This window comes from Symbioplanes lichenis (genome assembly GCF_030709675.1).
Taxonomy (GTDB): Bacteria; Actinomycetota; Actinomycetes; order Mycobacteriales; family Micromonosporaceae; genus Actinoplanes; species Actinoplanes lichenis.
This window is the reverse complement of record NZ_JAUZQD010000024.1, coordinates 30,800-56,763: the sequence shown is the minus strand read 5'-3', so window position 1 is coordinate 56,763 and position 25,964 is coordinate 30,800. Positions and strand designations below refer to the sequence as shown.

General features: G+C 72.2%; 23 protein-coding genes, 1 pseudogene and 1 riboswitch. Of the genes and pseudogenes, 16 read left to right on the top strand and 8 right to left on the bottom strand.

The window, feature by feature from the left end:
• Positions 1 to 18: 18 nt before the first annotated feature.
• Positions 19 to 327, top strand: coding sequence for a DUF3303 family protein (locus tag RAN62_RS38760; protein ID WP_305789868.1), 309 nt, complete (start codon positions 19 to 21; stop codon positions 325 to 327).
• A 31-nt stretch (positions 328 to 358) separates the two neighbouring features.
• Positions 359 to 988 (top strand): trimeric intracellular cation channel family protein, encoded by a 630-nt coding sequence (locus RAN62_RS38755; protein WP_305789867.1) that lies wholly within the window; start codon positions 359 to 361, stop codon positions 986 to 988.
• A gap of 26 nt (positions 989 to 1,014) precedes the next feature.
• Here the strand turns inward: RAN62_RS38755 and RAN62_RS38750 are convergent, their stop codons facing one another.
• Entirely contained in the window at positions 1,015 to 1,566 is a 552-nt protein-coding gene (locus RAN62_RS38750; RefSeq protein ID WP_305789866.1) for a sigma-70 family RNA polymerase sigma factor, read from the bottom strand.
• 99 nt (positions 1,567 to 1,665) lie between these two features.
• Positions 1,666 to 2,691 (bottom strand): serine hydrolase domain-containing protein, encoded by a 1,026-nt coding sequence (locus RAN62_RS38745; protein ID WP_305789865.1) that lies wholly within the window; start codon positions 2,689 to 2,691, stop codon positions 1,666 to 1,668.
• A gap of 99 nt (positions 2,692 to 2,790) precedes the next feature.
• Here RAN62_RS38745 and RAN62_RS38740 point away from each other — a divergent pair, with 99 nt between their 5' ends.
• From RAN62_RS38740 to RAN62_RS38730, 3 genes are read left to right on the top strand one after another with little or no spacing between them, the layout of a single operon-like run.
• Entirely contained in the window at positions 2,791 to 4,773 is a 1,983-nt protein-coding gene (locus RAN62_RS38740) for a bifunctional copper resistance protein CopD/cytochrome c oxidase assembly protein (RefSeq protein WP_305789864.1), read from the top strand.
• Between the two features lie 42 nt (positions 4,774 to 4,815).
• The gene (locus tag RAN62_RS38735) at positions 4,816 to 5,352 is read left to right on the top strand and encodes a copper chaperone PCu(A)C (RefSeq protein WP_305789863.1); all 537 of its coding nucleotides are present in this window, start codon (positions 4,816 to 4,818) and stop codon (positions 5,350 to 5,352) included.
• The gene (locus tag RAN62_RS38730) at positions 5,349 to 6,518 is read left to right on the top strand and encodes a Dyp-type peroxidase (RefSeq protein WP_305789862.1); all 1,170 of its coding nucleotides are present in this window, start codon (positions 5,349 to 5,351) and stop codon (positions 6,516 to 6,518) included. Before RAN62_RS38735 ends, RAN62_RS38730 begins: the two co-directional genes overlap by 4 nt.
• 22 nt (positions 6,519 to 6,540) lie before the next feature.
• Here RAN62_RS38730 and RAN62_RS38725 read toward each other — a convergent pair whose 3' ends face one another.
• Together RAN62_RS38725 and RAN62_RS38720 are read right to left on the bottom strand one after the other, a co-directional pair.
• Positions 6,541 to 7,977, bottom strand: a complete 1,437-nt coding sequence (locus RAN62_RS38725) for a PepSY-associated TM helix domain-containing protein (protein ID WP_305789861.1) — start codon at positions 7,975 to 7,977, stop codon at positions 6,541 to 6,543.
• A 64-nt stretch (positions 7,978 to 8,041) separates the two neighbouring features.
• On the bottom strand, positions 8,042 to 8,560 hold the full coding sequence (locus RAN62_RS38720; RefSeq protein ID WP_305789860.1) for a CGNR zinc finger domain-containing protein: 519 nt from the start codon (positions 8,558 to 8,560) through the stop codon (positions 8,042 to 8,044).
• 25 nt (positions 8,561 to 8,585) lie between these two features.
• Between RAN62_RS38720 and RAN62_RS38715 the strand changes: the two genes are divergently transcribed.
• Positions 8,586 to 9,122, top strand: a complete 537-nt coding sequence (locus RAN62_RS38715) for an alpha/beta fold hydrolase (protein WP_305789859.1) — start codon at positions 8,586 to 8,588, stop codon at positions 9,120 to 9,122.
• Positions 9,123 to 9,164: 42 nt separating this feature from the next.
• Here the strand turns inward: RAN62_RS38715 and RAN62_RS38710 are convergent, their stop codons facing one another.
• Positions 9,165 to 11,402, bottom strand: coding sequence for a carbohydrate-binding protein (locus RAN62_RS38710; RefSeq protein WP_305789858.1), 2,238 nt, complete (start codon positions 11,400 to 11,402; stop codon positions 9,165 to 9,167).
• 92 nt (positions 11,403 to 11,494) lie between these two features.
• Between RAN62_RS38710 and RAN62_RS38705 the strand changes: the two genes are divergently transcribed.
• The 7 genes and pseudogenes from RAN62_RS38705 to RAN62_RS38675 all read left to right on the top strand — a co-directional run bounded on the left by RAN62_RS38705 (position 11,495) and on the right by RAN62_RS38675 (position 19,220).
• Positions 11,495 to 12,073, top strand: a complete 579-nt coding sequence (locus RAN62_RS38705; protein WP_305789857.1) for a DUF4232 domain-containing protein — start codon at positions 11,495 to 11,497, stop codon at positions 12,071 to 12,073.
• 196 nt (positions 12,074 to 12,269) lie between these two features.
• Positions 12,270 to 13,232, top strand: a complete 963-nt coding sequence (locus tag RAN62_RS38700) for a S1 family peptidase (RefSeq protein WP_305789856.1) — start codon at positions 12,270 to 12,272, stop codon at positions 13,230 to 13,232.
• 100 nt (positions 13,233 to 13,332) lie between these two features.
• Positions 13,333 to 13,540, top strand: a riboswitch (cobalamin riboswitch).
• A 175-nt stretch (positions 13,541 to 13,715) separates the two neighbouring features.
• Positions 13,716 to 15,923: pseudogene (locus RAN62_RS38695) on the top strand (ribonucleoside-diphosphate reductase subunit alpha); the annotation flags it as partial.
• The gene (locus tag RAN62_RS38690) at positions 15,923 to 16,918 is read left to right on the top strand and encodes a ribonucleotide-diphosphate reductase subunit beta (protein ID WP_305789854.1); all 996 of its coding nucleotides are present in this window, start codon (positions 15,923 to 15,925) and stop codon (positions 16,916 to 16,918) included. The pseudogene RAN62_RS38695 and the gene RAN62_RS38690, both read left to right, overlap by 1 nt.
• A gap of 72 nt (positions 16,919 to 16,990) precedes the next feature.
• Positions 16,991 to 17,554 (top strand): GNAT family N-acetyltransferase, encoded by a 564-nt coding sequence (locus RAN62_RS38685; RefSeq protein WP_305789853.1) that lies wholly within the window; start codon positions 16,991 to 16,993, stop codon positions 17,552 to 17,554.
• Positions 17,551 to 18,036, top strand: coding sequence for a sigma-70 family RNA polymerase sigma factor (locus RAN62_RS38680; protein ID WP_305789897.1), 486 nt, complete (start codon positions 17,551 to 17,553; stop codon positions 18,034 to 18,036). Before RAN62_RS38685 ends, RAN62_RS38680 begins: the two co-directional genes overlap by 4 nt.
• Positions 18,033 to 19,220, top strand: coding sequence for a hypothetical protein (locus RAN62_RS38675; RefSeq protein ID WP_305789852.1), 1,188 nt, complete (start codon positions 18,033 to 18,035; stop codon positions 19,218 to 19,220). Before RAN62_RS38680 ends, RAN62_RS38675 begins: the two co-directional genes overlap by 4 nt.
• On the opposite strand, the gene RAN62_RS38670 is transcribed toward RAN62_RS38675, so the two are convergent.
• The gene (locus RAN62_RS38670) at positions 19,214 to 19,633 is read right to left on the bottom strand and encodes a BLUF domain-containing protein (RefSeq protein WP_305789851.1); all 420 of its coding nucleotides are present in this window, start codon (positions 19,631 to 19,633) and stop codon (positions 19,214 to 19,216) included. The genes RAN62_RS38675 and RAN62_RS38670 overlap by 7 nt on opposite strands.
• A gap of 128 nt (positions 19,634 to 19,761) precedes the next feature.
• Between RAN62_RS38670 and RAN62_RS38665 the strand changes: the two genes are divergently transcribed.
• Positions 19,762 to 20,538, top strand: coding sequence for a DNA-formamidopyrimidine glycosylase family protein (locus tag RAN62_RS38665; protein ID WP_305789850.1), 777 nt, complete (start codon positions 19,762 to 19,764; stop codon positions 20,536 to 20,538).
• A 406-nt stretch (positions 20,539 to 20,944) separates the two neighbouring features.
• Complete coding sequence (locus RAN62_RS38660; RefSeq protein ID WP_305789896.1) at positions 20,945 to 22,249, top strand: MFS transporter; 1,305 nt, start codon at positions 20,945 to 20,947, stop codon at positions 22,247 to 22,249.
• 99 nt (positions 22,250 to 22,348) lie between these two features.
• Here RAN62_RS38660 and RAN62_RS38655 read toward each other — a convergent pair whose 3' ends face one another.
• Positions 22,349 to 22,789 (bottom strand): GvpU-like protein, encoded by a 441-nt coding sequence (locus tag RAN62_RS38655; protein ID WP_305789849.1) that lies wholly within the window; start codon positions 22,787 to 22,789, stop codon positions 22,349 to 22,351.
• A gap of 503 nt (positions 22,790 to 23,292) precedes the next feature.
• Positions 23,293 to 24,192: an ATP-grasp domain-containing protein gene (locus RAN62_RS38650; protein WP_305789848.1), complete on the bottom strand. Its 900-nt coding sequence runs from the start codon at positions 24,190 to 24,192 to the stop codon at positions 23,293 to 23,295.
• Between the two features lie 203 nt (positions 24,193 to 24,395).
• Here RAN62_RS38650 and RAN62_RS38645 point away from each other — a divergent pair, with 203 nt between their 5' ends.
• The gene (locus RAN62_RS38645) at positions 24,396 to 25,874 is read left to right on the top strand and encodes a hypothetical protein (RefSeq protein WP_305789847.1); all 1,479 of its coding nucleotides are present in this window, start codon (positions 24,396 to 24,398) and stop codon (positions 25,872 to 25,874) included.
• The last annotated feature ends 90 nt before the right edge of the window (positions 25,875 to 25,964 follow it).

Genomic DNA, 25,964 nt, shown 5'->3' with positions numbered 1-25,964 from the left:
TCCCCGGAAGGACGGATCATGCCCACATCGACGAGCCCCACCTTCATGGTGGTGGCGACCCTCCGGCCGGACACGGATCTCGCGGCGTTCAACGCGTTGCGGGAGGACGAGCACAAGCAGCTGGAAGTGCTGCGCGCGGAGAAGAAGGTCGGCGCGCACTACATCTCCCCGGCCCGCGGAGCGACCTTCGTCGAGGTGATCGCCGCGGACGAGCAGGAGGTGGCGGCGACGCTCGCCACCCTGCCGTTCGCCCGGTTCTTCGACGCCGAGGTCTATCCGACCGCGCCGCCGGACGCCGCGGAGGTCGCGCACCGCGCAAGGCTCTGAGCACGCCGGGCCCGGCTGGGAGACTGCTGTGATGTCTCCCGGTACGGTCGTCACGGTCCTCGAGCTCGTCGGGCTCTCCGTCTTCGCCGCGTCCGGCGCGCTCATGGCGATCTCGAAGGAGTTCGACGTCGTCGGGATCGTCGTGCTCGCGCTGCTGACCGCGCTCGGGGGCGGGGTGCTGCGCGACGTGATCATCGGGGCCACCCCGCCGGCGGCGTTCAGCGACGTCACGTACCTGCTGGTGCCGCTGAGCGCGGCGGCGGTGTGCTTCTTCGCGCATCCGCTGGCGGAGCGGCTGCGGTTCACGATGCTCGTCTTCGACGCGGCGGGGCTGGGGCTCTTCGCCGTGACGGGGACGCTCAAGGCGCTCGGGGCCGGGCTGGGGTCGGTGCAGGCCGTGCTGCTCGGTGTCACGACCGCGGTCGGCGGGGGAGCGCTGCGCGACATCTTCGCCCGCGAGACCCCGGCGGTGGTCCAGGTCCACACCGACCTGTACGCGATCCCCGCCGCGACCGGCGCCGTCCTCGTCGCCGCCGCGCATCCCACGCCGCTGCCCCTGCCCGTCGTCGCGGTGACCGCCGCCGTGCTGGTCTTCGCCTTCCGCCTCGCCGCGATGACGCGCCACTGGAAGGCCCCGCAAGCCTGGCACCGCAAAGCCTGACCGGCCCGCAGCGCCGGCAGGCTCGATCAACCCGCGCCGCGGACGGACGGGCGGGCCTCGGCGAGCGCGGCGGCCAGGTCGTCCCGGGCCCGCGCCACCCGGCTGCGGATCGTCCCCACCGGACAGCCGCAGATCTCCGCCGCCTCCGCGTACGACAGCCCCGCCACCTGTGTCAGCACGAACGCCTCCTGCCGCTCGGGGGCCAGCCCGCCCAGCAGGTCACGCAGCGCGTGCTCCTCCTCGAAGCGGACCGAGTCCGGCTCGGCCACCCCGTGCCAGTCGCCGAGCGTGACCAGCCGGGGCCGGCTCGACGCGTGCCGCACCGCGTCCGCGGCCACCCGTTTGGCGATGGCGAACAGCCAGGTGCGTACCGTCGACCGCCCGGCGAAACCCGGCAGCGCCCGGAACGCGCGCAGGAACGTCTCCTGCGTCAGGTCCTCGACGTCGCGCCGGTGGGCGAGGCTGCCCAGGAAGCGCATGACATCGCGCTGCGTGGCCCGCACGAGCGCCGCGAAGGCCGCCGGGTCCCCGCCCGCGGCGGCTCCCGCGAGCGCGTGCAGGTCATCCTCCGGCGGCACGGAACTCCTCGGGCTTGAGCGATCACAACCGTCGGATCACAAGTCGCTCGGCTCGGTCCATAAGTTCCCGGCGTCGCGCACCATGCCAAGAGGAAGCAGTCAGGTGCCGCAGAACACGCGATCCATGAACGCGTCGACGGCGGCGTCGACGTCGCCGGTGAAGTCGGGTGTGAAGGCGATCGTGGCCTGCCGGCGCCGGTCCGCCGTGGCGTAGGAGAAGGTCTGGTAGGCCAGCGCGTCGCCGTCGTTGCCATAGACCGTGACGCCGCACGTGGTGTGCTGCCACCACGCGAGCCCGAGCCCGTACGCCCGGGTGCTCCGGGTGGTCTTCATCTCCCGCAGCAGGCCGGCGGGCAGGAGCCGGCCGCCCAGCAGTGCGCCGAAGAAGCGGTTGAGGTCGGCCGTCGTGGAGATCATCTCGCCGCTCGCGCCCATCACCGAGGGGTTCATCACCGTGTAGTCGACCAGGCCGCGGTCCTCGATCGGCACGTAGCCGTGCGGGTGCGCCCCGGGGATGCGCGGCGACGTCCCCGGCAGCGAGGTGGCGCGCAGCCCGAGCGGCCGGATGATGCGGCGCTCGATCTCCCGGGCGTACGGCCGGCCGGTCACCCGCTCGATCAGCTGCCCGAGCAGCAGATAGTTGGTGTTCGAGTAGGCGAAGACGCCCGGCGTTCCTTGCTCCCGGGCGCGCGCCCGCTCGATCAGCTCGGCCGGCGTCCACGTGCGCCGGCGGTTGTCCAGGAACGCCGGGTCCGGGGGCAGCGTCAGCGTGGGAAGGTAGTCGGGCACCCCGCTGGTGTGATCGAGCAGCGGCCGTACGTCGTCCAGCCGCACTCGTCCCTCGGCGACGAGCTGCAGCACCACCGTGGCGACGAACGTCTTCGTGACGCTGCCCACCCGGAACCGCCCGTGCACCGGCACCGGCCGCCCCGAGCCGCGGACGGCGGCGCCGCTCACCCCGCGCCACACGCCGTGCTCGTCCCGTACCTCGGCCAGCGCCCCGATCGCCCCCGCGGCCACCACCGCGTCGAGCCGTCCCTGCAGGTCATCCGTCGGAGCCGCGACGGCGGCGGCCGGCCCGGCCAGCACCGCCACGATCGTCGCCCCCGCGATCGTCATCCTCATGCTCCTGACCCTCGCCGACCCGCGCGTGTGACGGAACCGGGACCTCCCTTAGGGAACTTTCCGGCCGGCCGGAGCGACTGTTGCGGGGTGCGTAGTGCGGTGAAGACGCCGTCCCTGGTCGCTGCGGCGACGGGGACGGCCGTGGTGGTCCTGGTGGCGGCGTTGCTCTTCGGCGGGGCGGTGGACGGCAGCGTGCTGCCCGGCATCCCCAGCCCCGGCGGCCTGACGCTGTGGGGGCTGCCCGCGCTCACTATGCTCGCGAACGTGCTCGGCGTCCTGACCGTCGGCCTCACCGCGACGGCGGCGTTCCTGCTGCCCGGGGACGGTCCGAGCGTGGCGGCGCACGGCTGGCGGCTGCTGCGCACGACCACCTGGCTCGCGCTGGGCTGGGCGGCGACCTCCGGGGCGCTCGTCGCGTTCACCGTGTCCGACCTGCTCGGCGTACCCCTGGGGCAATTGACCCGGCAGTCGGTGACCAGCTTCGCCTTCTCGATCAACCAGGGTCAGGCCCTGGTCGCGCAGGCCGGGCTCGCGCTGCTGCTGGCCGTCCTCACCCGCTGCGGGGTGTCGCGCGCGCTCGCCGCCGTCACCGCCGTCGTCGCGATGATCGCGCTGCTCCCGCCCGCGTTCACCGGGCACTCGGCGGGCGCGGGCGACCACCAGATCGCGGTCACCAGCCTGGCCCTGCACGTTCTCGCGGCGTCACTGTGGGTGGGTGGTCTGGCCGGACTGCTGCTCGTACGCCGCCACCGCCGTTTCGTGGACACCGCGGACCGCTACAGCCGGCTCGCCCTCGCGTGTTTCGTGGCGACGGCGATCAGCGGCACGGCCAACGCGGCCGTCCGGCTCGGCACGTGGGACGCCCTGCTCGATTCCCGGTACGGCGTCCTGGTCCTGCTGAAGGTCCTGGCGCTGCTGGCCGTGGGGCTGCTCGGGGCCGCCCACCGCAGCCGCACGCTCCCCGCGCTCCGGGCCGGCCGGCCGGGCGCCTTCCTCCGTCTCGCCGCCGGTGAGCTGATCGTGCTCGGAGCCGCGGTCGGCCTGGCCGTGGCGCTGTCCCGCAGTCCCACGCCCGTGCCGGAGACGGAAGCCGTGCCGGATCCACTGGTGGAGCTGCTCGGCTTCGACCAGCCGGGGCCGATCACGGCGGCGCGGCTGTTCGGCAGCCCGTTGCTCGACATGTTCTTCCTCACGGTCGTGGCCGTGGGCGTGTTCGCCTATCTCATGGGTGTCCGGAGGCTGCGGCGGGCCGGGCACGCGTGGCCAGTGGCACGCACCGCCTCCTGGGTGGCCGGCCTGCTGATCCTCGGCGCGGTCACCTGTCTCGGCGTCGCCAAGTACGCGTACGTCCTCTTCAGCGTGCACATGGTCCAGCACATGGTGCTGTCGATGGTCGTACCGATCCTGCTGGTCGGCGGCGCGCCGGTCACCCTGGCCCTGCGCGCGCTGCGCAAGCCGGCCGACCCGCAGGTGCGCGGCGCCCGCGAGTGGCTGCTCATCGTCCTGCACAGCCGGGTCTTCCGGGTGCTGAGCCACCCGGTGGTGGCGCTCGGCATCTATGTGGCCAGCCTCTACGGGCTCTACATGAGCGACCTGCTCGGGACGGTCATGCGCTACCACCTCGGGCACCTGGCCATGCTCGTGCACTTCGTGCTGGCCGGCTACCTGCTCTTCTGGGTGCTGATCGGCATCGACCCCGGCCGCCGCCGCATCCACCCCGCGCTGCTGACCGTGGTGCACTTCCTGTCCATGGTGGCGCACGCCTTCTTCGGTTTCGTGCTGCTGCAGTCCACCGACGTCATCGCCGCCGACTGGTACGTCGCCGTGCATCCCGCGTGGGCGCAGTCCCTGCTGGCCGACCAGCACCTCGGGGCCGGGCTGGCGTGGGCGTTCGGCGAGGTGCCGGCCGCGGTCATCATGCTGCTGCTGGTCCGCCAGTGGATCCGCTCCGACGAGCGCGAGCAGGCCCGCCTCGACCGGGCCGCCGACCGCGCCGAGGCGTCGGGGGAGGAGGACGAGCTCGCCCGCTACAACGCCTTCCTGGCCGCGGCCGCGCGAGACGCGTCACAGCGGGAAGGTTGATCTCGCGGGAACTACTCCCGCGCCCGGCCCGACGAAACCTGCATGCGAAACACTTTGACCCTCGCGGCCGTGGTCCTCGCCACCTGGGGGCTCACCGGCTGCGGTTCCGACACCGGCTCCGCCGACGCCGCGGCGACGCCGGCCCCCTCGGCCGCCACGACGCTCACCATCAAGGACCCGTGGGTGAAGGCGGCCACCGCCGGCACCATGACCGCCGCGTTCGGCGTGCTGACCAATGACACCGGCGCGGACGTCACCGTCGTCGGCGTGGAGTCCCCGGCCTCGCCCATGGAGCTGCACGAGATGGCCATGCAGGACGGCCAGATGGTGATGCGGCCCAAGGAAGGCGGCTTCGTCGTCAAGGCGCACGGCACCCACGAGCTGGGCCCGGGCGGTGACCACCTGATGCTCATGAAGCCGGCCGCGGCGATCGAGGCCGGCGACGAGGTGTCGTTCACGCTCAAGCTGGCCGACGGCACGACGGTGCCCTTCACCGCGGTGGCCAAGCCGTTCGCGGGCGCCGGCGAGAGCTACGCCCCGTCGGCCCCGGCCATGCCGATGGGGAGCATGGCGCCGTGACGTCGCGCCGCCGCATCCTCACCGGGGGCGCGGTGGCCGGGCTGGGTGCGGTCGCGGGGGCCACGGTGGTCGCCGCGACCCGCCCGGAGACGCCGGTCCCGGTCGCGGCCACGACCGCCTCCGACACGGGTACGGCCACCGTCCCGTTCCACGGCCCGAGGCAGGCCGGGGTGGCCGAGGACCCGCCCGCGCACGCCGCGTTCGTCGCGTTCACCCTCGCCGCCGGCACGGACAAGCGGGCCCTGGGCCGCATGATGCGCCTGCTGTCCGACGACGCCGCCCGTCTCACCCGGGGCACCCCGGCGCTCGGTGACACGGACGCCACCCTGGCGGCGCTGCCGGCCCGGCTGACCGTGACGTTCGGCTTCGGACCCGGCCTCTATGCCCGGGCGGCCGCGAAGTCCCCGGTCGCCGATCTGCCCAGGTTCTCCATCGACCGGCTGCAGAAGCAGTGGTCCGGTGGCGACCTGCTGCTGCAGATCTGCGCCGACGACCCGCTGACGGTCGCGCACACCCAGCGCATGCTCATCAAGGACGCCCGGCCGTTCGCGGCGGTGCGCTGGGTGCAGCAGGGCTTCCGGCGCAGCCCGGGCGTCCAGGCGCCCGAGCACACCCAGCGCAATGTGCTCGGTCAGCTCGACGGCACGGCCAACCCGCGCGGCGCCGAGATCGACCCGGCGGTGTGGAACCCGGACGGCTCGACGCAGCTGGTCGTGCGGCGGATGCGGGCCGAGATCGAGAAGTGGGACCTGCTGGCCGTGGCCGACAAGGAGAACGCCGTCGGCCGCCGCCTGGACTCCGGCGCCCCGCTGAGCGGCACGAACGAGCACGACAAGCCCGACTTCGCGGCGCTCGACGACTCGGGGCTGCCCAAGATGCCGGACTTCTCGCACGTCACCCGGGCCCGCGTCGAGGACCCGGCCCGCAAGATCCTGCGCCGGCCGTACAACTACGACGGCGCCCCGGACGCGCTCGGGCAGCCGGACGCGGGCCTGATCTTCGCGGCGTACCAGCGGGACATCGCCGGGCAGTTCGTGCCCATCCAGCAGCGCCTGGCCGACAAGGACCTGCTCAACGAGTGGATCACCCCGATCGGCTCCGCGGTGTTCGCGGTGCCGCCGGGGTGCGCCGAGGGCGGTTGGATCGGTGAGCACCTCCTGGGCTGACTTTCCGGCCGGCCGGGAGCGCTCAGCTCCCGGCCGGCGCCGGGGAGACCGGGACGGGCGGCTTGCGCTTGCGGAGCGCGCCCACCAGGACGTCGACCAGCAGGAAGACGGCCAGCGGCAGCCCGAACAGCGGCAGGAACCAGCCGATGGCGAAGACCACGGGCACCCCCACGACGATGGCCCAGGCGGGCAGCTGCTGCCAGGCGCCGCGCGCGGGCGCAGACCCGACCGGGGCCCGGCGACCGGAACGGGTGGGCCGGCGCTGCCACCACATCCGGTAGCCCCAGACGATCACCGTGATCAGGCCCAGCGCGAGCGCGGCGAGCACGATCTGGTTGGCCGGTCCGAAGAGGTCGCCCATGTGCGCGTAGATGCCCCACTGCGTGAGCTTGGCCATGACCGGCCACCCCGCGAAGTCGATCCGGTCGCTGATCGCGCCGGTGGTCCCGTCGACGGCGATGCTGTCGCGCCCGACCGGCCAGCGCGCGTCCTCCTCGGTGACGGTCCAGGCCGTACCGGCGTCGGCGGGCGGGGTGACCGTGAGCCGGCCGCCGATGCCGTTCTCCGTCGCCGTCCGCATGACCCGGTCGATGGCAGCCGGGTCGACGGTCGCCGCCCCCGCCGGTGCGCCGCCCCCGTGCTCGGCGTGCTCCCCGGTCGCCGGGGCCACGGCCGGAGCGGCGAGCGCGGTGGACACGGCAGGCCGGCTGCCGTGCAGGCCGTCGACGAGCTGGCCGAAGTTGGCGCCCGCGTACTCCGACCAGGTCAGCCCGGTGGCCGACAGGAACAGCAGACCGACCGACAGCCACAGGCCCAGGGAAGCATGGAAGCTGCGGGTGCGCCGGACGCCCTTCCTCGCGGCGAGATCCGGGGCGAGCAGCTTGCGGGCGCTGCGCCGGCCCCGCTGACGCCGCCACCACAGGACCACGCCGCCCAGCACGACGACCCACAGCCAGCTGGCGGCGAACTCCGAGTAGTAGAGGCCGATCGGGCCAAGGTTGAGATTCGTGTGCAGGTCGTCGAACCACGTGCGGACGGGGGTGGCCGCCCACCACGTGGTCAGCTGACCGGTGACCGTGGCGGTGTACTGGTTCACGTACACCGTGTGCTTGTGCTCCTCGTCCAGTCCCGCCGCCGTGAAGTCGACCTGGGTGGCCGTGTCCCCGGTCCCGGGCCGCACCGCGGCGACCGTCCCCTCGGGATGCGTGACCCGCGCCGCGGCGATCTGCTCCGACAGCGCCCGGGGCGCGCCGCCCGGCGTGACGACGAGCTCGTCGGCGTAGACGGCCCGCTCGATCTGCGGGGTGAACGCGTACGCCAGCCCGGTCAGCGCCGCGACCAGGATGAACGGCGCGACGACGAGGCCGGCGTAGAAGTGCAGCCGGAGCAGCAGGGGCCCGAAGCCGCGCCGGGACGGCGGCGCCGGGGGAGCGGAGGTGGCTTGCACGGTCGCAGTCATGCTGCATAGGTCGCCCCGCGCGGCCGCCCGGTTCCCGCGGTTTCCGGCCCGGCAAAAGGTCAGATCAAAGGGCCCGGCGGCTGCGGTGCCGGCGGACGGCGTCACGGTTGGCGCAGCGCGTCGAGCAGTAGCGCTGCCGGCCCGTCCGCGAAAGGTCGGCGAGGATCAGCGAGCAGTTGCCGGCCGCGCAGCGCCGCAGCCGGTGCATCCCGCGCCCGGCCAGGTGAAAGGCCGTGCCCACGGCGACGAGCGCATGGAGTACGGCCCCGAGCGGCCGGCCCTCGTCGCGATAGTGCAGATGCCAGCCGCCGCCGTGGCTGGTCAGCCGGGGGTAGGCCGCGGCCGCCGCCAGCATCGCGTTCAACCGCGCGGCGCGCGTCTCGTCGTCGCCGGCGTCGACGACCGCTTCCCAGTCGTCCAGCATGGACTTCACGTGGATCAGATCGTCCTCGCCCGGCGGGCCGTCCAGCAGCAGCCCGGCCGCGCGGCACCGCTCGGCCAGCGCTTCGGGCGTCGCCGGCCGCTCGTTGGCCAGCGCGACCGCCAGCCGCACGGCGTCGGCGCCGTAAGGGTTGAGCTGCACACGGGAATTACACCACGATGGGTCCGTGGAACCGGCCTTCGTGCTCCTGCACAGTCTCCTGCTCGGCCCGCGCACCTGGGCGCCCGTGGCGGCGGAGCTGACCGCCGCCGGCGCCACGGTGGTGATGCCCACGCTGATCGCCGGGGAGGACCTGGCCGCCACGGTCAACGCGGCGCTCGCCCATCTGCCCGGGGAGCAGCCAATCGTGCTCGTCGCCCACAGCAACGCCGGGCTCTGGGTGCCGGCGTGGACGACGTGGTGGCCGGAGGCCGACGTCACTCGCTTGTTTCCCGACGCCGAGACGCGGGCGGCGGTCGAGGCGGAGCAGCCGCGCCTGCCCGTGAGCTACTACGAGCAGCGGATCCCCGCGCCGGCCGGCTGGGACGACCGGCCGTGCGGGTACCTGGTGTTCGGGCCGCCGTACGACGCCGTGGCCCGGGACGCCCGGGACCGCGGCTGGACTGTCGCCGAGGTCCCGGGCGGGCACTTGCACCAGCTCACCGATCCGGGTGCGGTGGCTGCGGTCCTCCGGCGGTTCCGGACCTGGACGCCCCCGGCCTGACCGGCCGTGGCGAGCACGGCAGCAGGGCGGGGACGGCGAGGATCAGGTGTCGGCGGGGACGAACTCGAAGTAGTCCATGCCGTGGTGGTAGCCGCTGCTCGCCGCGTTCTTGCCGGTGACCGTGCAGGTCAGCTCGACCGGGCCGGGCCCGTGCAGGTCGAGCACGCCGACCTCCTGCGGGCCGTAGGCCGGGCTGACCGCGTAATGGTCCTTGGGGGTGCCGATCGCGGCGCCGTCCGACGACCACTGGCAGATGCCGCGGTTCGGGAACATCTTGACGCCGGTGGTGAGCTTGTAGCGACCGGCGACCGGGACGGTGAAGCGGTAGCGGACGGCGTTGCCCACGGCGGTGAAGCCCGCGGTGACGTAGCCCTTCGCGCTGGCGGCGTCCTCGGCGAGCACCAGCACCTGGTGGCCGGTCGGGCTCACCGGTACCCGGTTCTCCGCCTCGACGCGGAAGCCGTACTGCGGTTCCAGGACGAAGGTGTCGACGCCGATGCTGTGGCTGCCCTCGGCCCCCGGCGCGGTCACGGTGAAGGAGACGGTGTTGTCGCCGGCCCGCAGGGTACGGACGCCGAGATCGTGGTCCGTGAACGAGTAGCCGGTGGAGTAGAGGTCGATCGGGGCGCCGATCGGGGTGCCATTGATCGCGACCTGGGTGACGCCGCGGGCGGGGGCGTGCTTCATCCGCAGGCGTACGCGGTGCGGGCCGGCCGCCGGCACGCGCAGGGTGTACGACGCCTGGTCGCCCACCGCGTCCGGCTCGAAGAGGCTGAGCAGGCCCTTGCTCGCCGCCGGGTCGGTGATGTCCCAGGCGGGGTCGCCGGCCGACGTGACCGGGGTGACGTCCTCCGCCTCGACGGACGTGATCGGCGACAGCACCACGAGCGACACGGCGTTGGGGCTGAGCGTGTACGACGCGGGGGCCGCTGTGGTGCCCGCGGGAAGCACGTAGTCCTCGACCTTCTCCAGCTCGCCGCCGGACTTGGTGACGTTCCAGTTGCTGTGCGTCGCGTCGACCAGGTAGCGCTGGACGCGTACCTGGCGGCCGTTGAACGTCGCCGGGGGCAGCGTGACGCTGAGCTGCACCGTGTTGCTCGCGGTGCCGGTGTACTGGTAGTTCGTGGTCATCAGCGCGACGCCGGACTCGTCCCGGGTCGCCAGCGTGTTGACGCCGATGCCGTTGGCCGGGGCCGTCCCGGGCGTCGCGAGCCGGTTCTTCTTCAGCATCGTCTGCATCTTGACGACGTTGTAGTACGGGAAGACCGCGCCGTCCACGGCATTGTTGAACATGGACTTGCGCGGGTTGTTGTGCTCGTAGACCCAGTGCATCGGCATGTCCATGCCGCCCTGGACGTAGTAGTTGCCGAGCGTCGCCATGGCGGCCGCGTGGATCACCTGGTCCTGCTCGACCGGGCCCACCGACTGGTCACCGGCGAAGATCCCGTACTCCGTGACGAAGACGGGCGTGGTCGTGCTGCCGAGCCAGGACTGGACCTGCGCCTTCTGACCCTGGACCGCGCTGGGGTTGGCGTCGTGCGAGTAGTCGTGGAACGACACGAAGTCGAGGCGCTTGGCCGGGTTGGTGTCGGCCTGGTAGAGGTTGATGAAGTCCTGCAGGTACCGCGCGTCGAACTCGTACGCCGCCGGCCCGCCGATCCGCAGCTTGAGCCCCGGATCCAGCTCGGCGTTGACCTCGTTGATGATCGAGTAACCGATCTGGTACCACTTGTAGTAGTCGCCGACCGGCAGCCTCGTGTCGGTCTCGGGCGGCGACGGGTCCCAGATCTTGTCCGGCTCGTTGAAGAACTCGATGTACTGCAGCCCCGGATAGCGCAGCTTGCGGTCCCGGATCCCGGTCTTGAGCACCTCCCGGCACTTGGCCGGCGCCTGCAGCGTCATGAGCACCTGGTCGCACTGCCCGAAGTTGATCAGCATGCGGTCGGCGTAGCCCGCCGCCTGGTCGAACGTCTTGTTGTTGAAGGAGTACGTGTCCTTGGTCTCGTCGTAGTACCAGGTCACGTTGCCCCAGCCCCGGCCCACCCGGGGCGCGAGCTCGTCCACCCGGGCCAGATCCCGCTCCCCGAGCTCGGAGAAGTTCTGGTACCAGGCGGGATTGTTCAGCTCGCCCACCGGGTCGGCGGCGGCGTTCACGCTGATCGTCGTCGTGGCCGCCAGCGCCGGTCGGGCGCTGACAGTCGTCAGTGACAAGCCGGTCACCACGGTCGCGGCGGCCGCCGCGGCCACGACCCGGCGACCCGCATTCTCGAAGATGGACATCGCGCGAAGGTACCAACTTCGATCTTGGCTGTGGGTGCACGTGGCACGAATCCGTGAGCAGTCGCGCTCGTGATCTCAATACCGTCTTTCCTGTGCGCCGGACCACGACGGTCCGGCCGGGACGAGGGGCTCAGGTCATGCGGGTGCTGGCGATGGTCGTGGCGGGGATCGCTGTGGTGGCGAGCGGGTCGATCGCGCACGCCGCGACGGCGGAGGCGGGGACGGCGAGCCCGTGCGCGGAGGGGGCGCTCGCGGTCGTCGGGGAGGACGCCGGCATGACCGGGGACGAGGACGCCTGGTTCGAGGAGGTGCGGCTGACGCTCACCAACACGGCGTCCGCGGCGTGCCGGGTGGAGGGGCCGCTCGGGGTGCGGCTCACCGGGCCGAGGTCGCAGGCGTTCACGGCGGCCTTCGACGTGCCGGCGGGCGCCGGCCCGCACGGTGAGGTCGTGCTGGGTGCGGGCGACTCGGCCCACGCGACCGTACGGGTGCAGGTGCTGCCCGGCGCCGAGGACGTCTGGGAGCCCGACTGGATGCGGGTGCGGCTGGCGGGCACGGGCGTGTCACTGGTCGCGGCGTGGCCCGAGGGGCTCGCCATCACGCAGCTCACGGCGCCGCTGCCCGGCACCGGCCTGCCCAACAGCGTCGGCCCGCTGACCGCGGGGGCATGACCGCGCGGGACGCCCCGGCTCGACAAGATCGATTATCGTCCCGGCCATGCAACGAATCGGCGGCGGCTGAGCGTCGAGTGATCTGGAGACCGAGCAGTCACCGCGGCTACCTTGGCGCGGCACCGGACCAGTCGGGAATGAGTGGATGAGCGACCCTGAGCATCGGCACCTCGCACGCACGGGCAGGAAGGGAGTGGTGGCCGCCGGCCTGATGGTGACCGCGGCGCTGGTCGCCCTGCCCGCGGCGCCCGCCGGGGCGATCGCGCGCGGGCAGAACGCGCCGGTCGGCAAGTGGCCGTTCGCGGTGAAGATCATCGACAACGGCATCCCGACCGCGGACGGCGGCACCCGGGACAGCGCCTGCTCCGGCGGGCTCATCTCGCCGAGCTGGATCCTCACCGCCGGGCACTGTTTCAAAACCTTCTCGGGCAAACATGTCTCGCGCACGGTGGCCGAGGAGACGATCGCGGTGATCAACCGGGCCGATCTCACCACCGACGAGGGCCACGAGATCGACATCGTCGCGGTCAAGCAGAACAAGAGCGCCGACGTCGCCCTGGCGAAGCTCGCGCGGCCGGTCACCGACGTCACCCCGATGGTGCTGACCCGCAAGGCGCCCAAGGTGGGCACGACGGTCCGGCTCACCGGCTACGGCTTCACGAGCCGCAACGCGACGAAGCTGCCGCAGCGCATGCAGACCGGCACGTTCCGGGTCACGTCGATCAGCGACATCGAGATCGGCATGGAGGGCAAGTCGCCGCACGGCAACACGAGCGCCTGCGAGCACGACTCCGGCGGGCCCTACTTCACCGAGGCCGCCGACGGCACGGCCACCGTGGTGGGCGTGGTCAGTCATGGTCCGTCGTGCCCGCACACCGGCTCCGACGCGGCGGGACGCATCGACAACATCCTGCCCTGGATCAAGTCCGTCGTCGGCAAGGACCTCGACCGGCCCTCGCCCAGCCCGTCGCCGAGCCGCACCCCGAGCACCGCACCGAGCACCGTCGCCGCCCCGCCCGCCACGACCGCCGGGTTCGAGGTGCCGAAGGCGGCCTGGCTCGCCGTACCCGTGGGCGGTGTGGCCGTCATCGGCGCCGCCGTCGCCGCAGCCACCCGCCGGTCCCGCCGCCGCAGCGACCGCTTCCGCCACGGCCGGTGAGCCGCGCCCGACAAAGCGAGGCCAGGTGAAGCGAAGCCGGTGAGATGCACCACAGCGCGACACACCATCTGGTGTTGCGACGCCGACGGCACGCCCATATATGGTGTCTCTCGCAGCTGGTTCGGCCGCCCGTCCGCGGGCGGCCGAGGCAAGAGGGAACCCGGTGCGAGTCCGGGACTGCCCCGCAGCGGTGAGTGGGAACGACCGCCGTCACACAGCACTGGGCCCCCGGGCCTGGGAAGCGACGGCCAGTAGGAGCATGCACGGCGCCCGCGAGTCCGAAGACCTGCCAGCGCGCCGCGCACCGACCGGTGCGCGGCGGTCGAAGGCCGCGCGGGACGGCCGACGCCGTCATGCCGCTCCCGCGCGCTCTCGCCCGGGAGCCGGTGGCGTCCCCCCTCGCGCGTCCCTGGCTCGCGAGGAGAGAGCATGCAAGTCGCCCCCCACGACATCGCCGAGGCGATCGGGCGTCACGCCGCCGGCCTGGACGAGGTCGATCCGCAGCGGATCGCCACGAGGACCGTCAACGGCCTGCCCGCCGGCGCCACGGCCGAGCAGCGCGATCAGCTGGCGATCCGGACCGCCGCCGAGCTGATCGGCGAGGAGCCGCAATATTCGCGGCTCGCGGCCCGGCTGCTGGCCGCCTTCGTGGCCGGGGAGGTGCGCGGCCAGGGCGTCGAGACCTTCAGCCAGTCCATCCGGTACGCCCACAGCCTCGGCCTGATCGGCGACGGCACCGCGGCGTTCGTGGCCGCCCACGCCCCCGAGCTCGACGACGCCCCCGACCCGGACGGCGACCGGCGGTTCGAGTACTTCGGACTGCGTACCGTGGCGGACCGTTACCTGCTGCGCCACCCGCACACCCGCGCGGTGGTCGAGACTCCGCAGTTCTGGCTGCTGCGCGTGGCCTGCGGGCTGTCCCGGACGCCGGCCGAGGCGATCGGCTTCTACCGGCTGATGTCGTCGCTGGCGTACCTGCCGAGCTCGCCGACGCTTTTCAACAGCGGCACCCGGCACACCCAGATGTCGTCGTGCTTCCTGGTCGACTCGCCGCGCGACGAGCTGGACTCGATCTACGAGCGCTACCACCAGGTCGCCCGGCTGTCGAAGTTCTCCGGCGGGATCGGCATCGCCTGGTCGCGCGTCCGGGGCCGGGGCGCCCTGATCCGGGGGACGAACGGCCGGTCGAACGGCATCGTCCCGTTCCTCAGGACCCTCGACGCGGGCGTGGCGGCGGTCAACCAGGGCGGCCGGCGCAAGGGGGCGGCGTGCGTCTATCTCGAGCCGTGGCACCCGGACGTCGAGGAGTTCCTGGAGCTGCGCGACAACACCGGCGAAGACTCCCGGCGTACGCACAATCTGAACCTGGCCCATTGGATCCCCGACGAGTTCATGCGCCGCGTCGAGGCCGACGAGGACTGGTCGCTGATCGACCCGTCCGACGCGCCGGAGCTGCCCGACCTGTTCGGCGCCGAGTTCGAGGAGGCCTACCGGGCGGCCGAGAAGAAGGCCGTCAGAACCGTCAAGGCCCGTGACCTGTACGGCCGGATGATGCGCACGCTCGCGCAGACCGGCAACGGCTGGATGACGTTCAAGGACCGGTCCAACGCGCTGTCCAACCAGACCGGCGCGCCGGGCAACACGATCCACCTGTCCAACCTGTGCACCGAGATCCTCGAGGTCAACAGCGACGCCGAGACCGCGGTCTGCAATCTGGGCTCGATCAACCTCGGCGCCCACGTCGGCCCGGACGGCGTCGACTGGGACCGGCTGCGCGCCACGGTCCGTACGGCGGTCACGTTCCTGGACCGGGTGATCGACATCAACTACTACCCGTCCGAGCAGGCGGCGGCGTCGAACCCGCGCTGGCGGCCGGTCGGGCTCGGGCTGATGGGTCTGCAGGACGCGTTCTTCACCCTGCGCCTGCCCTTCGACTCTCCTGCGGCGCTCGAGCTGTCGACCCGGGTCCAGGAGGAGATCTTCCTCACCGCGCTGGAGGCGTCGGCGGAACTCGCCGCACAATTCGGGCCCCACCCCGCGTTTCCCGAGACTCGCGCGGCGCGCGGCGACCTGCACCCGGACCTGTGGGGCGCAACGGTCTCGCAGCCGTCGCGCTGGTCCGCGGTGCGGGAGGCGGTCCAGGAGCACGGGCTGCGCAACTCGCTGCTCGTCGCGATCGCGCCGACGGCCACCATCGCGTCGATCGCCGGCTGTTACGAGTGCATCGAGCCGCAGGTGTCCAACCTGTTCAAGCGCGAGACCATGTCGGGCGAGTTCCTGCAGATCAACACCTATCTGGTACGCGAGCTCAAGGCGCGCGGCCTGTGGACGGCCCCGATCCGGGAGCAGATCCGGCGGGCCGAGGGTTCCGTGCAGGGCATCGAGGCGTTGCCTTCCGAGGTTCGCGAGCTGTTCCGGACCGCGTGGGAGCTTCCGCAGCGGGCACTGATCGACCTGGCGGCGGCGCGGGCTCCGTACATCGATCAGTCGCAGTCGTTGAATTTGTTCTTGAGCGCGCCGACCATCGGCAAGCTCTCCTCGATGTATCTGCACGCCTGGAAGTCCGGGCTCAAGACCACCTATTACCTGCGCTCGCGCCCGGCGACGCGCATTCAGCAGGCGACGGTGTCCGTGACGCCGGCCGAAGCCTGTTCCCTGGAGAACCCCGATTCCTGTGAGGCCTGCCAGTGATGCTGCTCGACCCCGGCCTGGATCTGACCCTGCGCCCGATGAAGTACCCGCACTTCTTCGACCGCTACAAGGACGCCATCAAGAACACCTGGACCGTCGAGGAGGTCGACCTGCACGGTGACCTCGCCGACCTGGCCGCGCTCGCGCCCGCCGAGCAGCACCTGGTGTCGCGGCTGGTCGCGTTCTTCGCCACCGGCGACACCATCGTGGCCAACAATCTGGTGCTGAGCCTCTATCAGCACATCAACTCGCCCGAGGGGCGGCTCTATCTGTCGCGCCAGCTGTTCGAGGAGGCCGTCCACGTCCAGTTCTATCTGAACCTGCTGGACACCTATGTCCCCGATCTCGGCGAACGGCAGGCGGCGTTCTCGGCGGTGGAGAACATTCCGTCGATCGCGCGCAAGGCGGAGTTCTGTTTCAAGTGGACCGACTCGGTCTTCGAGGTGCGCTCGCTCACCACGAAGGCGGACCGGCGGGCCTTTCTGCTCAACCTCATCGCCTTCGCGGCGTGCGTCGAGGGCCTGTTCTTCTACGGCGCCTTCGCCTACGTCTACTACCTGCGCTCCCGCGGCGTCCTGCCGGGGCTGGCGAGCGGGACGAACTGGGTGTTCCGCGACGAGTCGATGCACATGGCCTTCGCCTTCGACGTGGTCGACACCGTCCGCGCCGAGGAGCCCGACCTCTTCGACGCCGGGCTGGAGCAGCAGGTGCGCGCGATGATGACCGAGGCCGTCGAGTGCGAGGTGCAGTTCGCCGAGGACCTGCTCGGCGGGGGCGTGTCCGGCATGAGCAGCGCCGACATGCGCGAGTACCTCCAGCACGTCGCCGACCGCCGGCTGGCCGTGCTCGGCCTGGCCCCGCTCTACGGCTCGCGGAACCCGTTCGCCTTCATGGAGCTGCAGGACGTCCAGGAGCTCTCGAACTTCTTCGAGCGCCGCGTCTCCGCCTATCAGGTCGGCGTCACCGGCGGCGTCACCTTCGACGACGACTTCTAGCCCCACCGGTTGACCAGAGGGAGGAGCGGCAGGCGCAGCATCGTTCGTCAGTGGCACGTCTAGGGTGACTGCGTGACCGGGTTTCCGATTGCTGAGTGGTCGAGCGCGCGGCTGATCCTGCGGCAGGTCGAGGAGCGGGACGCCGGCGAGGTGCACGCGGTCTGGCAGGACGAGCGGTTCGTGCGGTGGGCGCCGGTGGGATATCCGCATGCTCACGGCGACCTGGCGGCGGCGACCGAGTGGTGCACGAGCGGGGCCGAGAAGCGGCGGGCGGATCGGCGCACAGTGGAGTTCGCGCTGCAGCCGCGGGGCGGGGAGCGGATGGCCGGGCTGGTCGGGCTGTTCGGCACCGACTGGGACAACGGCGTCGCCGAGATGCATTACTGGACTGCACTGTGGGCGCGCGGGCGGGGCTATGCCGCCGAGGCCGCCCGGGCGGTGGGGGAGTGGGCGCTGCGCGACGCGGGGCTCGAGCGGATCGCTCTGGTGGCGGCGGCGGGCAACGCGGCGTCACGGCACGTGGCGGAGGCGGCCGGCTTCCGGCTCGAGGGGATGCTGCGCAGTGCGGCGGCGGTGCGCGGCGGAGGCCGTACGGATCATGCGGTCTATGGGTTGGTCCGCGCCGACCTGGCCTGAAAGTTTCTCGCGGGGCGCTGCAACCGGATCCGCGCGGATCCCGTCTTTGTCTCCGGCGCCAGGCGGACGACCTGGTGCAGGAGACGCTCACCGCGGTCTACTCGCGCTGGCACCGGGTCGCGCAGGCGGACAACATCGACGGGTACGTGCACCGCATGCTCGTCCGGACGTTCCTCGACGAGCGGCGGCGGGGCTGGTGGAAGATCGGCCTCTTCGGCGACCGGGTGGTGGACAGCGCCGTCCTGGACACGGGAACCGAGGAGCGCACGATGCTGCGCGCCGCCCTCGACCGGCTGACGCCACGCCAGCGGGCCGTGCTCGTGCTGCGGTTCCTGTGTGACCAGAGCGTCGCCGACGTCGCGCACCACCTCGGATGCGCCGAGGGCACGGTCAAGTCGCAGACCAAGCACGCGCTCACCGCCCTGCGCAGGATTCTCGGCCCCGCAACGCCGGACATGACGAGCACAGGAGGACGGCAATGACTTCCCCCGACGAGCGCGCGGCGGCCGACCTGCTCGGCCCGCTGGCGACGGAGCCGCCCGGCCCGTCCCGGGTGGACGTGCCCGAAACCATGCGCGCGGGCGCCCGCCGCCGGCGCAACCGTCGCCGTCTGGCCGCCGGGGGCGCCTTCGCCGCGGTGCTCCTGGCCGGCGGCAGTCTCCTTCTCGTCCCGGACAAGGAGGTCAAGGTGCCCGTGCCCACCGCGTCCCGGTCGGTCGCCCCGGCGCCCCGGCTGCCTCCCAGCTGCCCGGTCACCCGGCTCCCCACCGGCGACGTCAAGAAGGCGGTCGTGCACGCCGTCGACTCGAGCGGGCGGTACATGACCGGGCGGACGTATCCCGACGGGCGCGCCTTCGGGACGTACCCGGTGACGATCTGGCGGGACGGCAAGCTGCTGACCACCGTCGACTTCCCGGGGTCCGACCAGTCCCTCGACGCGATCAACCGGTCGGGCGACGCGGTGGGATCGTCGTTCACCGGCGACACCCCTTATCCGTACGTGTGGCACGACGGCACGCTGACGCAGCTCAAGGGCGGCGCGGGCAGTGCGTCCGCGATCAGTGACGCCGGCGTCATCGTGGGCGTGCTGGGGACGCGGCCGGCGCGCTGGGCATCCTGGGACGCCGAGCCTGCCCTGCTGCCGCTGCCACCGGGGACCACCCAGGGCTCGGCCGTCGACGTCGACGAGGACGGCACGGTGCTCGGGATGGTGGGGCCGCCGATCGGGCCGGGTGCGGACGACACCGCGTACCTGTGGCTGCACGGCGGCGAGGTCCGCAAGCTGCCGCCGCCGCCCGGAGCCGGCTTCTTCGCGGCGGCCGCGCTGCGGCACGGGTGGGTCGTCGGCAATGCCGGGTACGCGGACGACGATTCGCTGACCTGGGCAGGCTATCGCTACGACATCGCGAAGAACCGGATGGAGCCGTTGCCGGCGGCCGCCGCGTCACCGGTCGACGTGGCCGCCAACGGCTGGGTGGCGACCGAAGGTGGCGGACCGGACCCGGCGGTGGTCGCCGACGGGGACACGATGCGTCTCGCTGCCTACGGCGCCGGTGACTATCAGATCTGGGGCATCAGCGACGACGGGACGACGGTCGTGGGGAGCTTTGTCCCGGCACAGGACCTGGCCAACGAGCCGTTGGTGTGGCGCTGTCGTCCTCAGTAGGACATGCGGAGCGTACGCATCCGTTGCATGACTGTGAGCGCGGTCGCGGAGCCGATGCGCTGGGGGCTCAGGTCCAGGTCCGGGAGCACGTCGGCCAGGGCTCCGCGGAGCTCGGCCGAGGTGGCGTCGACCAGGCCCATCGACCAGTCGGGGAAGCTGCGCTCGGGCACGTCCTGCACGGCGAGCAGGGTGGCGTTGGTGTGGCGTGGGTCGCCGGCGATCGTGCAGAAGGCCTGGGTGACGAGGCCGGCGTCGCCCTCCAGGCATTGCAGGAAGTACTCGCGGTTGAACAGCAGCACGCCCGTGATGTCGCGGCCGGCGTTGTTGGTGCGGGCCTGGTCGCGGATCTGGAAGATGCTCTCGGGCGGGGCGGTGGTGCGCTGGCTGCTGTAGATCAGCTGGGTGGCGGCCATGGGTTGAATGTACGCTTTGACCCGAGTGTCGCGGCTTCGGTTCGATCTTTCTCGGGCATGGCGTGGCTTTCGCGCGGTCGTGGCGTGGCTGTCGTGGGCCGTGGCGTGGCTTTCGTGGGGGGCATCGCGTGGCGGAGGGTGATTCGATCCGGCGGCTGGCGGGCCGGCTCGGTGCTGCCTTCGCCGGTCGAGTGACGGTTGCGGCGTCGGCCCGGGCCTTCGCCGGCGACCGGCTGCTCGAGGTGGTCCCGGTGGGCAAACATCTGCTGATGCGCTTCGCCGGCGGGTTCACCGTGCACAGCCACCTGCGGATGCAGGGCGCGTGGCGCCAGCACCGGCCCGGCTGGCGCCCGTCCGCGCGGTCCGTCCGGCCGGTGATGTGGTTCGACTTCGGGGCGGCCGGGGTGCTCGCCGCGCACGAGATGCCGGTGCTGGAGATCCTCGCCACCGCCGACGAGCAGCGGGTCGTCGGCCATCTCGGCCCGGACATCCTCGCCGGGGACTGGCCCGAGCGGCTGCCCACGGCGGCGGCCGCGGTGGGTGCGCAGCCCGCGCGGCTCATCCGGTCGGCGCTGCTGGACCAGCGCAACGTGTGCGGGATCGGCAACCTGTGGGCCGTCGAGGGCCTGTTCATCGCCGGGGTGTGGCCGCACACCCCGGCCGGGGACGTGGATGCCGTCAAGGTGCTGGAGCTGGTGGGGCGCATGATGCGTCTCGGGCTGCGGCAGGGCACACAGAGCACGACCGGCAACCTGCGCAGAGGCCAGACCCACTGGGTGTACGGACGGTACCGTCGCCCGTGCCGCCGGTGCGGGACGCCGGTAGCGTTCACCGCGGCGGGCGCGGATCCCTACGCGCGCGAGACATGGTGGTGCCCGTTCTGTCAGCCGGCGCCGCTCGGGTGACTCTCGTGCCGGGCCTTCCTTGAGTCGCGGCTCCTGAGTCACGGCTCTTCTATGCGGCCTGCGAGGTTTCGCCCTGATAGTCGTGGCCGCCTTGCCCCTGAGGTCCTGTCGTGCCTGCGCTGGTGCGTTCTAATCGCGGCGTCGAGGGTTGCGGCGGAGGAGGACGGCCCGCCGATCGGCATGTCGACGCCACCGGGTGTGGGGGATGGTTCGGCCCCGGGGATAGCGGGGTCGTGCGGGATAGTGAGGCAGCGTGACTCGTATCTGATACGGTCGCCGGTGGCGAGACAGGGTGTCTCGAAACTGGAGGGCCCTCGCTTCCATGTGTGAGAACTGCACTTCGCGTCCGATCGGCCACACGGGCGAAGACGGCTCTGCCATTTCCCCGGTCAGCGCGGACGCCGGCATAGGCGGGGCAGCGGCAGGCGGCGACGACAGGGCGACCGGCTCGGCCGGGGAAGTCAGGGCGGCGGGGCGTGCTCCCCGGTTCGCGGCTTTACGAGTTCGGGACAGCCGGACGTACCTGATCGGCACCGGTCTCGCGATGATGGCCGACAACATCGAGCACGTGATCACGTACTGGATGCTGTGGGAGAAGTTCCATTCGCCCACGCTGGCCGGGTTTCAGGTGATCAGCCACTGGGTTCCTTTCCTTCTCTTCTCCGTTGCCTTCGGGGCGCTGGCCGACCGGTACGACTGCCGGCGGGTCATCCAGGTGGCTCAGCTGCTCTTCATGGTGGTGTCGGCGGGTTGGGGCATCCTGTTCCTGACCGACTCGTTGCAGATCTGGCACGCCTGCGTGCTCCTCGTGCTGCACGGGTGTGCGGGCGCCCTGTGGGGGCCGGCCGAGCAGATGATGCTGCACGACTTCGTGGGGCGGGAGGCGCTGCCCAGCGCGGTGCGGCTCAATGCCACGTTCCGGAGCCTCGGCGTCCTGTGCGGGCCGGCGGTCGGGTCGGCGCTGCTGCTCGGGCTCGGGCCCACGTGGGGCATCTTCGCGAACATCCTGTTCTATCTGCCGCTGACGTTGTTCCTGTTCCGGACCCGCTACACCGGGCATGTCCGGGACGCGGCGCCCGGCCGGGCGAGGGTCGGGTTCCGGGACGCGTGGCGGACGTTGCGGGGGCTGCGCGGGGATCACACGCTGGTGGCGATGATCGTGCTGGCCGGGCTGGGATCGTTCTTCGTGGGCGCCTCGCTGCAGTCGACGATGCCCGAGTTCGCGGCCTCGCTGGGCGGCGGCTCGGAGGGCACGGCCTACGGCGTGCTGCTCTTCGCGAACGGCGCCGGCGGGGTGATCGGCGGCATGGTGCTCGAGGCGACCGGGTGGATCCGGCCCAGCGTGCGGGCCGCCCTGGTGTGCACCCTGCTGTACGGCCTGACGACGCTCGCCTTCGCGGTGACCAGCAACTATCCGTTCGCCCTGCTGATGCTGGTCGTCGGGGGCATCGCCACGCTCGCGTCGACCTCGATCGCCCAGACCGTCGTGCAGTTGCGCGCCCCGGTGGCGCAGCGGGGGCGGGTGCTCGGGGTCTACAGCATGTCGTCGAGCGGGCTACGGCTGGGCAGCGGCTTCACGGTCGGTCTGGCCGGCGCGGCGGTCGGCGTGCACACGTCCCTGGCGGCGAGCGCGGCGGCCCTCTGCGCGGGCACGGTCGCCATCTGGGGATACACGCGCACCAAAGGACGAGGCATGGCCCAGCCCGACTGAAAAGAGCCGACCTGAGACGCCGTGACTTGAGACGCTGTCACTCAGCCGGATGATTCGGCGGGTCGGAACCCGCGGTGATCGGTGGGCGAGGCCGGATGGTCAGGCCGTCGGGCTCGCGGGCGACCACCCGGAGACGTCGCTGAGCCGCCCGCGCCACAGGCTGCCCTCGTTGCCGGTGGAGACGCGAGCGTTGCGCAGGTGGATGTACTTCGTGGGCGCCGACAGCGCGAGGTGCTGCTTGTGGGACACCTCGTGCCCGGCGTCCCGGACTTTCACCGCTTCGTGGGCGAGGTCGGACTGCTCCTTCACGTACTCGGCCATGCCGGTGTAGAAGGCGTCCTCGTAATTGCTGAGCGCGCTGACCTCCGCGAACCACTGCCACTGCGGAATCAGCTCGCCGGTCACGACCAGTCCGCCGACGGTCAGACTCAGCTTGATCCCCGGCTCGGCCCGCTCGGTCAGCTGATCCATCAGCGCCACATACGTCGCCAGCACGCTGTCCGGCTCGAACCAGTCCCGTGCGTCCGTCCCGTCCAACATGAGCCGAATCTAAGACACCCGCCACCCCGCCCGCGCCCGAACGACGATCTTCCCGCACCCGCACCCCGCACTGGCGCACCCCGCGCAGCCCGCACCCCGCAGCCCGCACCCCGCGCAGCCCGCACCCCGCGCACCCCGCGCCCCGCCCGGCGGCCATCAAGGCGCCAGCCACCCAAGCAAGCGACGGTCCGGCGACCTGCCCGGTCCTCGAGCGTGGCCGAGCGAGCGCCCGCCGCGTGCGCGAGGAGCAGCTGGCCACAGGCGCACGGCGGCCGTCGAGGCATGGCATGGCGGCGAGCTCGGCGGTGACCCGGCGCGTAAAAGACGTAGAGGCCCGGCGGTGACGCGCGTGAGGAAGGCTCGGCTGCTCCGAGATGTCGCAGGCGTCGGTGCATTCGGCGCTGCGCGGCGGGGCGACAATCTCGCGCTCTCGCAGTAGTTCGCTGCCGCCCGCTGTCGTCGGGTGGGCCACTGCTGCTGTCGTCGGGCGGGGCCGGGGAGGGTCAGCGCACCACCGCCCGGGCCCGGTCGGCGATGGCCTGGGCGAAGCGATCGAGGGCCGCGGCGCCGCCGAAGGCGAAGCCCAGGCTGGGCTCGGTCAGCTCGACCTCGAGGACCAGCGGGCCGTCGGCGCCGGTGACGATGTCGACTCGGGCGTAGAGCAGAGCGCTCACGTCGATGCCCAGCTCGCGGGCGGTCGCCGCCAAGGCCTGCTCGGCCACGGCTCGGGTGGAGTCGCCGGGGCTGGCCGGGGAGAGCTTCTCGCTGAGGTAGAGGTCGTCGGTCTCGACCGCGCCGCCTTGGAGCATGGGGCCCTTGGTGAACGCGTGGGAGTAGCGGCCGGCGAGGTAGACCAGCGCCGACTCGCCGTGTTCGTCGACCGTGCGCTGGTAGGGCTGGACCAGGGCGACCGAGCCCGCCGCGTGCAGTCTCCGCAGGTGGGCGTGGGCCTCGTCGGACTGGGCGGCGGTGAAGCGGCCGGCGCCCCGGGAACCCGCGCCCACAGCCGGCTTGATGACGATCTCGCCCTCGGCGGTGTCGGTGCGGCCGGTGAGCTCGTCGAGGGCAGCGAGCGCCGGGGCCAGTTGCTCGCCGGGTGGCACCAGGCGGGTCGGGATCACGGGCACGCCGGCGGCCGCCAGGGATACGAGATAACTCTTGTCTCGGTTGTGGCGCACCACCTCGGAGCCGTTGGCGAGATGCGGCACCGAGGCGCACCAGCGGTGGAACTCGTCGAGCCGGTCCGGGTAGTCCCAAGTGGCCCGGAGCACGACGAGGGTGTCGGTGCTCATTTCGTCACCCCACGGCTGCCACCGCGCGGGGAGGCCGTGCACCCGGAGGGCCTCGACCAGCCCCGCCTCGTCGCCGTCGCCCTCCGGCAGCCCGGCGCAGGAAGCCAGCATGACCTGCATGTTCGTACCCCCGTGAGGTTGTGGTCGGTCCTTGCCCGCACACATTGACACGGGCGAGGGATCCGCCGCCAATGGAACGCCGCCGGCCTGTGGATAACTTTTCGGGCCGCATCGGCCCCTGTGGACAGAGGATCGCGAACTTCGACTTCGGCCGGTACGGTGTGGCGATCCATCGACGATCGGGGGAACGAAACATGTCCGCAGGGTTGCATCGACTCATACCGGTCCTGGTGGCGGTGACCACGGCGGTGGCCGTGCTGCCCGCCGCCGCGGTCGCGGCACCGGAGCGCGGCCCGCTCGTCCCGGTGACCGAGGGGTCGATCGAGTCCGGCCGCCCGACGCCCGCCGCCGTCCGGCCGGGATATGTCTCACGCGGCCCGATCGGCGTCCGCAACTCGGGCCGGGCGCCGGTGACCGGGCTGGTGGCCGAGGTGCATCTCAACGACGACCGCCTGCGGTTCTCCCGGCTCTACGACAACTGTTGGTACGCGCTGGAGGAGGAGCCCGACACGGCCTGGTGCGAGTTCCCCGACGAGATCGTCGCCCAGTCGGTCCTGCAGATGAAGGGACCGGTGTTCTCCCTCGCGGCTGGGACGGAGCCCGGCGCCCGGATCGCGAACGTCACGTTCGGCTGGGCCAGCAAGGAGTGGGCCGACGCCAACGGGGGCATCGAGGCGCTCGCCGCCGCGGAGGCCGCCGAGGGCACCGAAGCGGTCCAGGGCGACCAGGGCACCCTCGCCCTCGAGCCGGGATCGCCCCGGCTGCGGCAGGGGCCGAACACCACGACCGGGTTCCTCGGCACCACGGTTCTGCCCGCCACCGGCACTCCTCCGGACGGGCTTCCGGCGATCCCGCCCTCCGACCCCGACACCGCCCGGCTTGCCGCAGTGCAGGAGGCGTCGGACGAACCCTCCCAGGGCCCGGTGTACGACCTCGGGCCGCGCCACACGCTCGGTGGCGTCGTGGGCGTCCGCAACACCGGTGACGCCCCGGTCGACGGGCTCGTGGCCGAGTTGCGCCTGTCCGACACCGACCTGAGCTTCGCCGGGCAGTGGAGCAACTGCTGGTTCGCGACGGAGGACAAGCCCGGCTCGGCGTGGTGCGAGTTCGACGGTGCGCTGGCGCCCGGCGCCACCCGGAAGATCGACGGGCCCGTGGCGGTCACCGGTGCGGAGGGCCGGGCCGAGATCTTCAAGGACGTACGGTTCCACTGGGTCAGCAAGGCGTGGGCGGCCGGCCACGGCGGCATCGAGGCGCTGGCCCGGATCGACGCCACCCCGGGCACCGAGCCCGTGCGCGGCACCGGCGACACGCTGACCTTGACGACCGCCCCGGCCGGGCTGGTCGGGCACCTGCGCGGGTCGACCGACTTCGTCCTCGGACTCTGGCCGCCGGGAGCGACCGAGCCGACGCCCAGTCCCACTGCCACGTCCAGCCCCACCCCGAAGCCCACCACCTCCACCTCGCCCGCTCCCGGTAACGGCGGGGACGACAACGGAGGCGGCACGGGCGGCGAGGACGACGGCACGCCGGGCGGCGGGGGCGGTGGCGGCGACTCGCTGCCCATCACCGGCTCCCCGGTGGCCGTGACGGCGGGCGTCGGCGTGGCGCTGCTGCTCGCGGGCCTGCTCACCTTCTTCACAGCGCGGCGCCGCATGCGGACGACCGTTTGACCGTCCTGAGGCGATGATTCGCCCTGGGCTGGTGGCGCTGTGTGCGGACGACCGTCTGACCGTTCCCGGCGCGATGATTGGCCGGCGCTT

Coding starts and splice junctions, on each gene's coding strand:
- RAN62_RS38760 (WP_305789868.1), top strand. CDS start 19: ATGCCCACATCGACGAGCCCCACCTTCATGGTGGTGGCGACCCTCCGG.
- RAN62_RS38755 (WP_305789867.1), top strand. CDS start 359: ATGTCTCCCGGTACGGTCGTCACGGTCCTCGAGCTCGTCGGGCTCTCC.
- RAN62_RS38745 (WP_305789865.1), bottom strand. CDS start 2,691: ATGAGGATGACGATCGCGGGGGCGACGATCGTGGCGGTGCTGGCCGGG.
- RAN62_RS38735 (WP_305789863.1), top strand. CDS start 4,816: ATGCGAAACACTTTGACCCTCGCGGCCGTGGTCCTCGCCACCTGGGGG.
- RAN62_RS38725 (WP_305789861.1), bottom strand. CDS start 7,977: ATGACTGCGACCGTGCAAGCCACCTCCGCTCCCCCGGCGCCGCCGTCC.
- RAN62_RS38710 (WP_305789858.1), bottom strand. CDS start 11,402: ATGTCCATCTTCGAGAATGCGGGTCGCCGGGTCGTGGCCGCGGCGGCC.
- RAN62_RS38690 (WP_305789854.1), top strand. CDS start 15,923: ATGCTGCTCGACCCCGGCCTGGATCTGACCCTGCGCCCGATGAAGTAC.
- RAN62_RS38675 (WP_305789852.1), top strand. CDS start 18,033: ATGACTTCCCCCGACGAGCGCGCGGCGGCCGACCTGCTCGGCCCGCTG.
- RAN62_RS38670 (WP_305789851.1), bottom strand. CDS start 19,633: ATGGCCGCCACCCAGCTGATCTACAGCAGCCAGCGCACCACCGCCCCG.
- RAN62_RS38655 (WP_305789849.1), bottom strand. CDS start 22,789: ATGTTGGACGGGACGGACGCACGGGACTGGTTCGAGCCGGACAGCGTG.
- RAN62_RS38650 (WP_305789848.1), bottom strand. CDS start 24,192: ATGCTGGCTTCCTGCGCCGGGCTGCCGGAGGGCGACGGCGACGAGGCG.
- RAN62_RS38645 (WP_305789847.1), top strand. CDS start 24,396: ATGTCCGCAGGGTTGCATCGACTCATACCGGTCCTGGTGGCGGTGACC.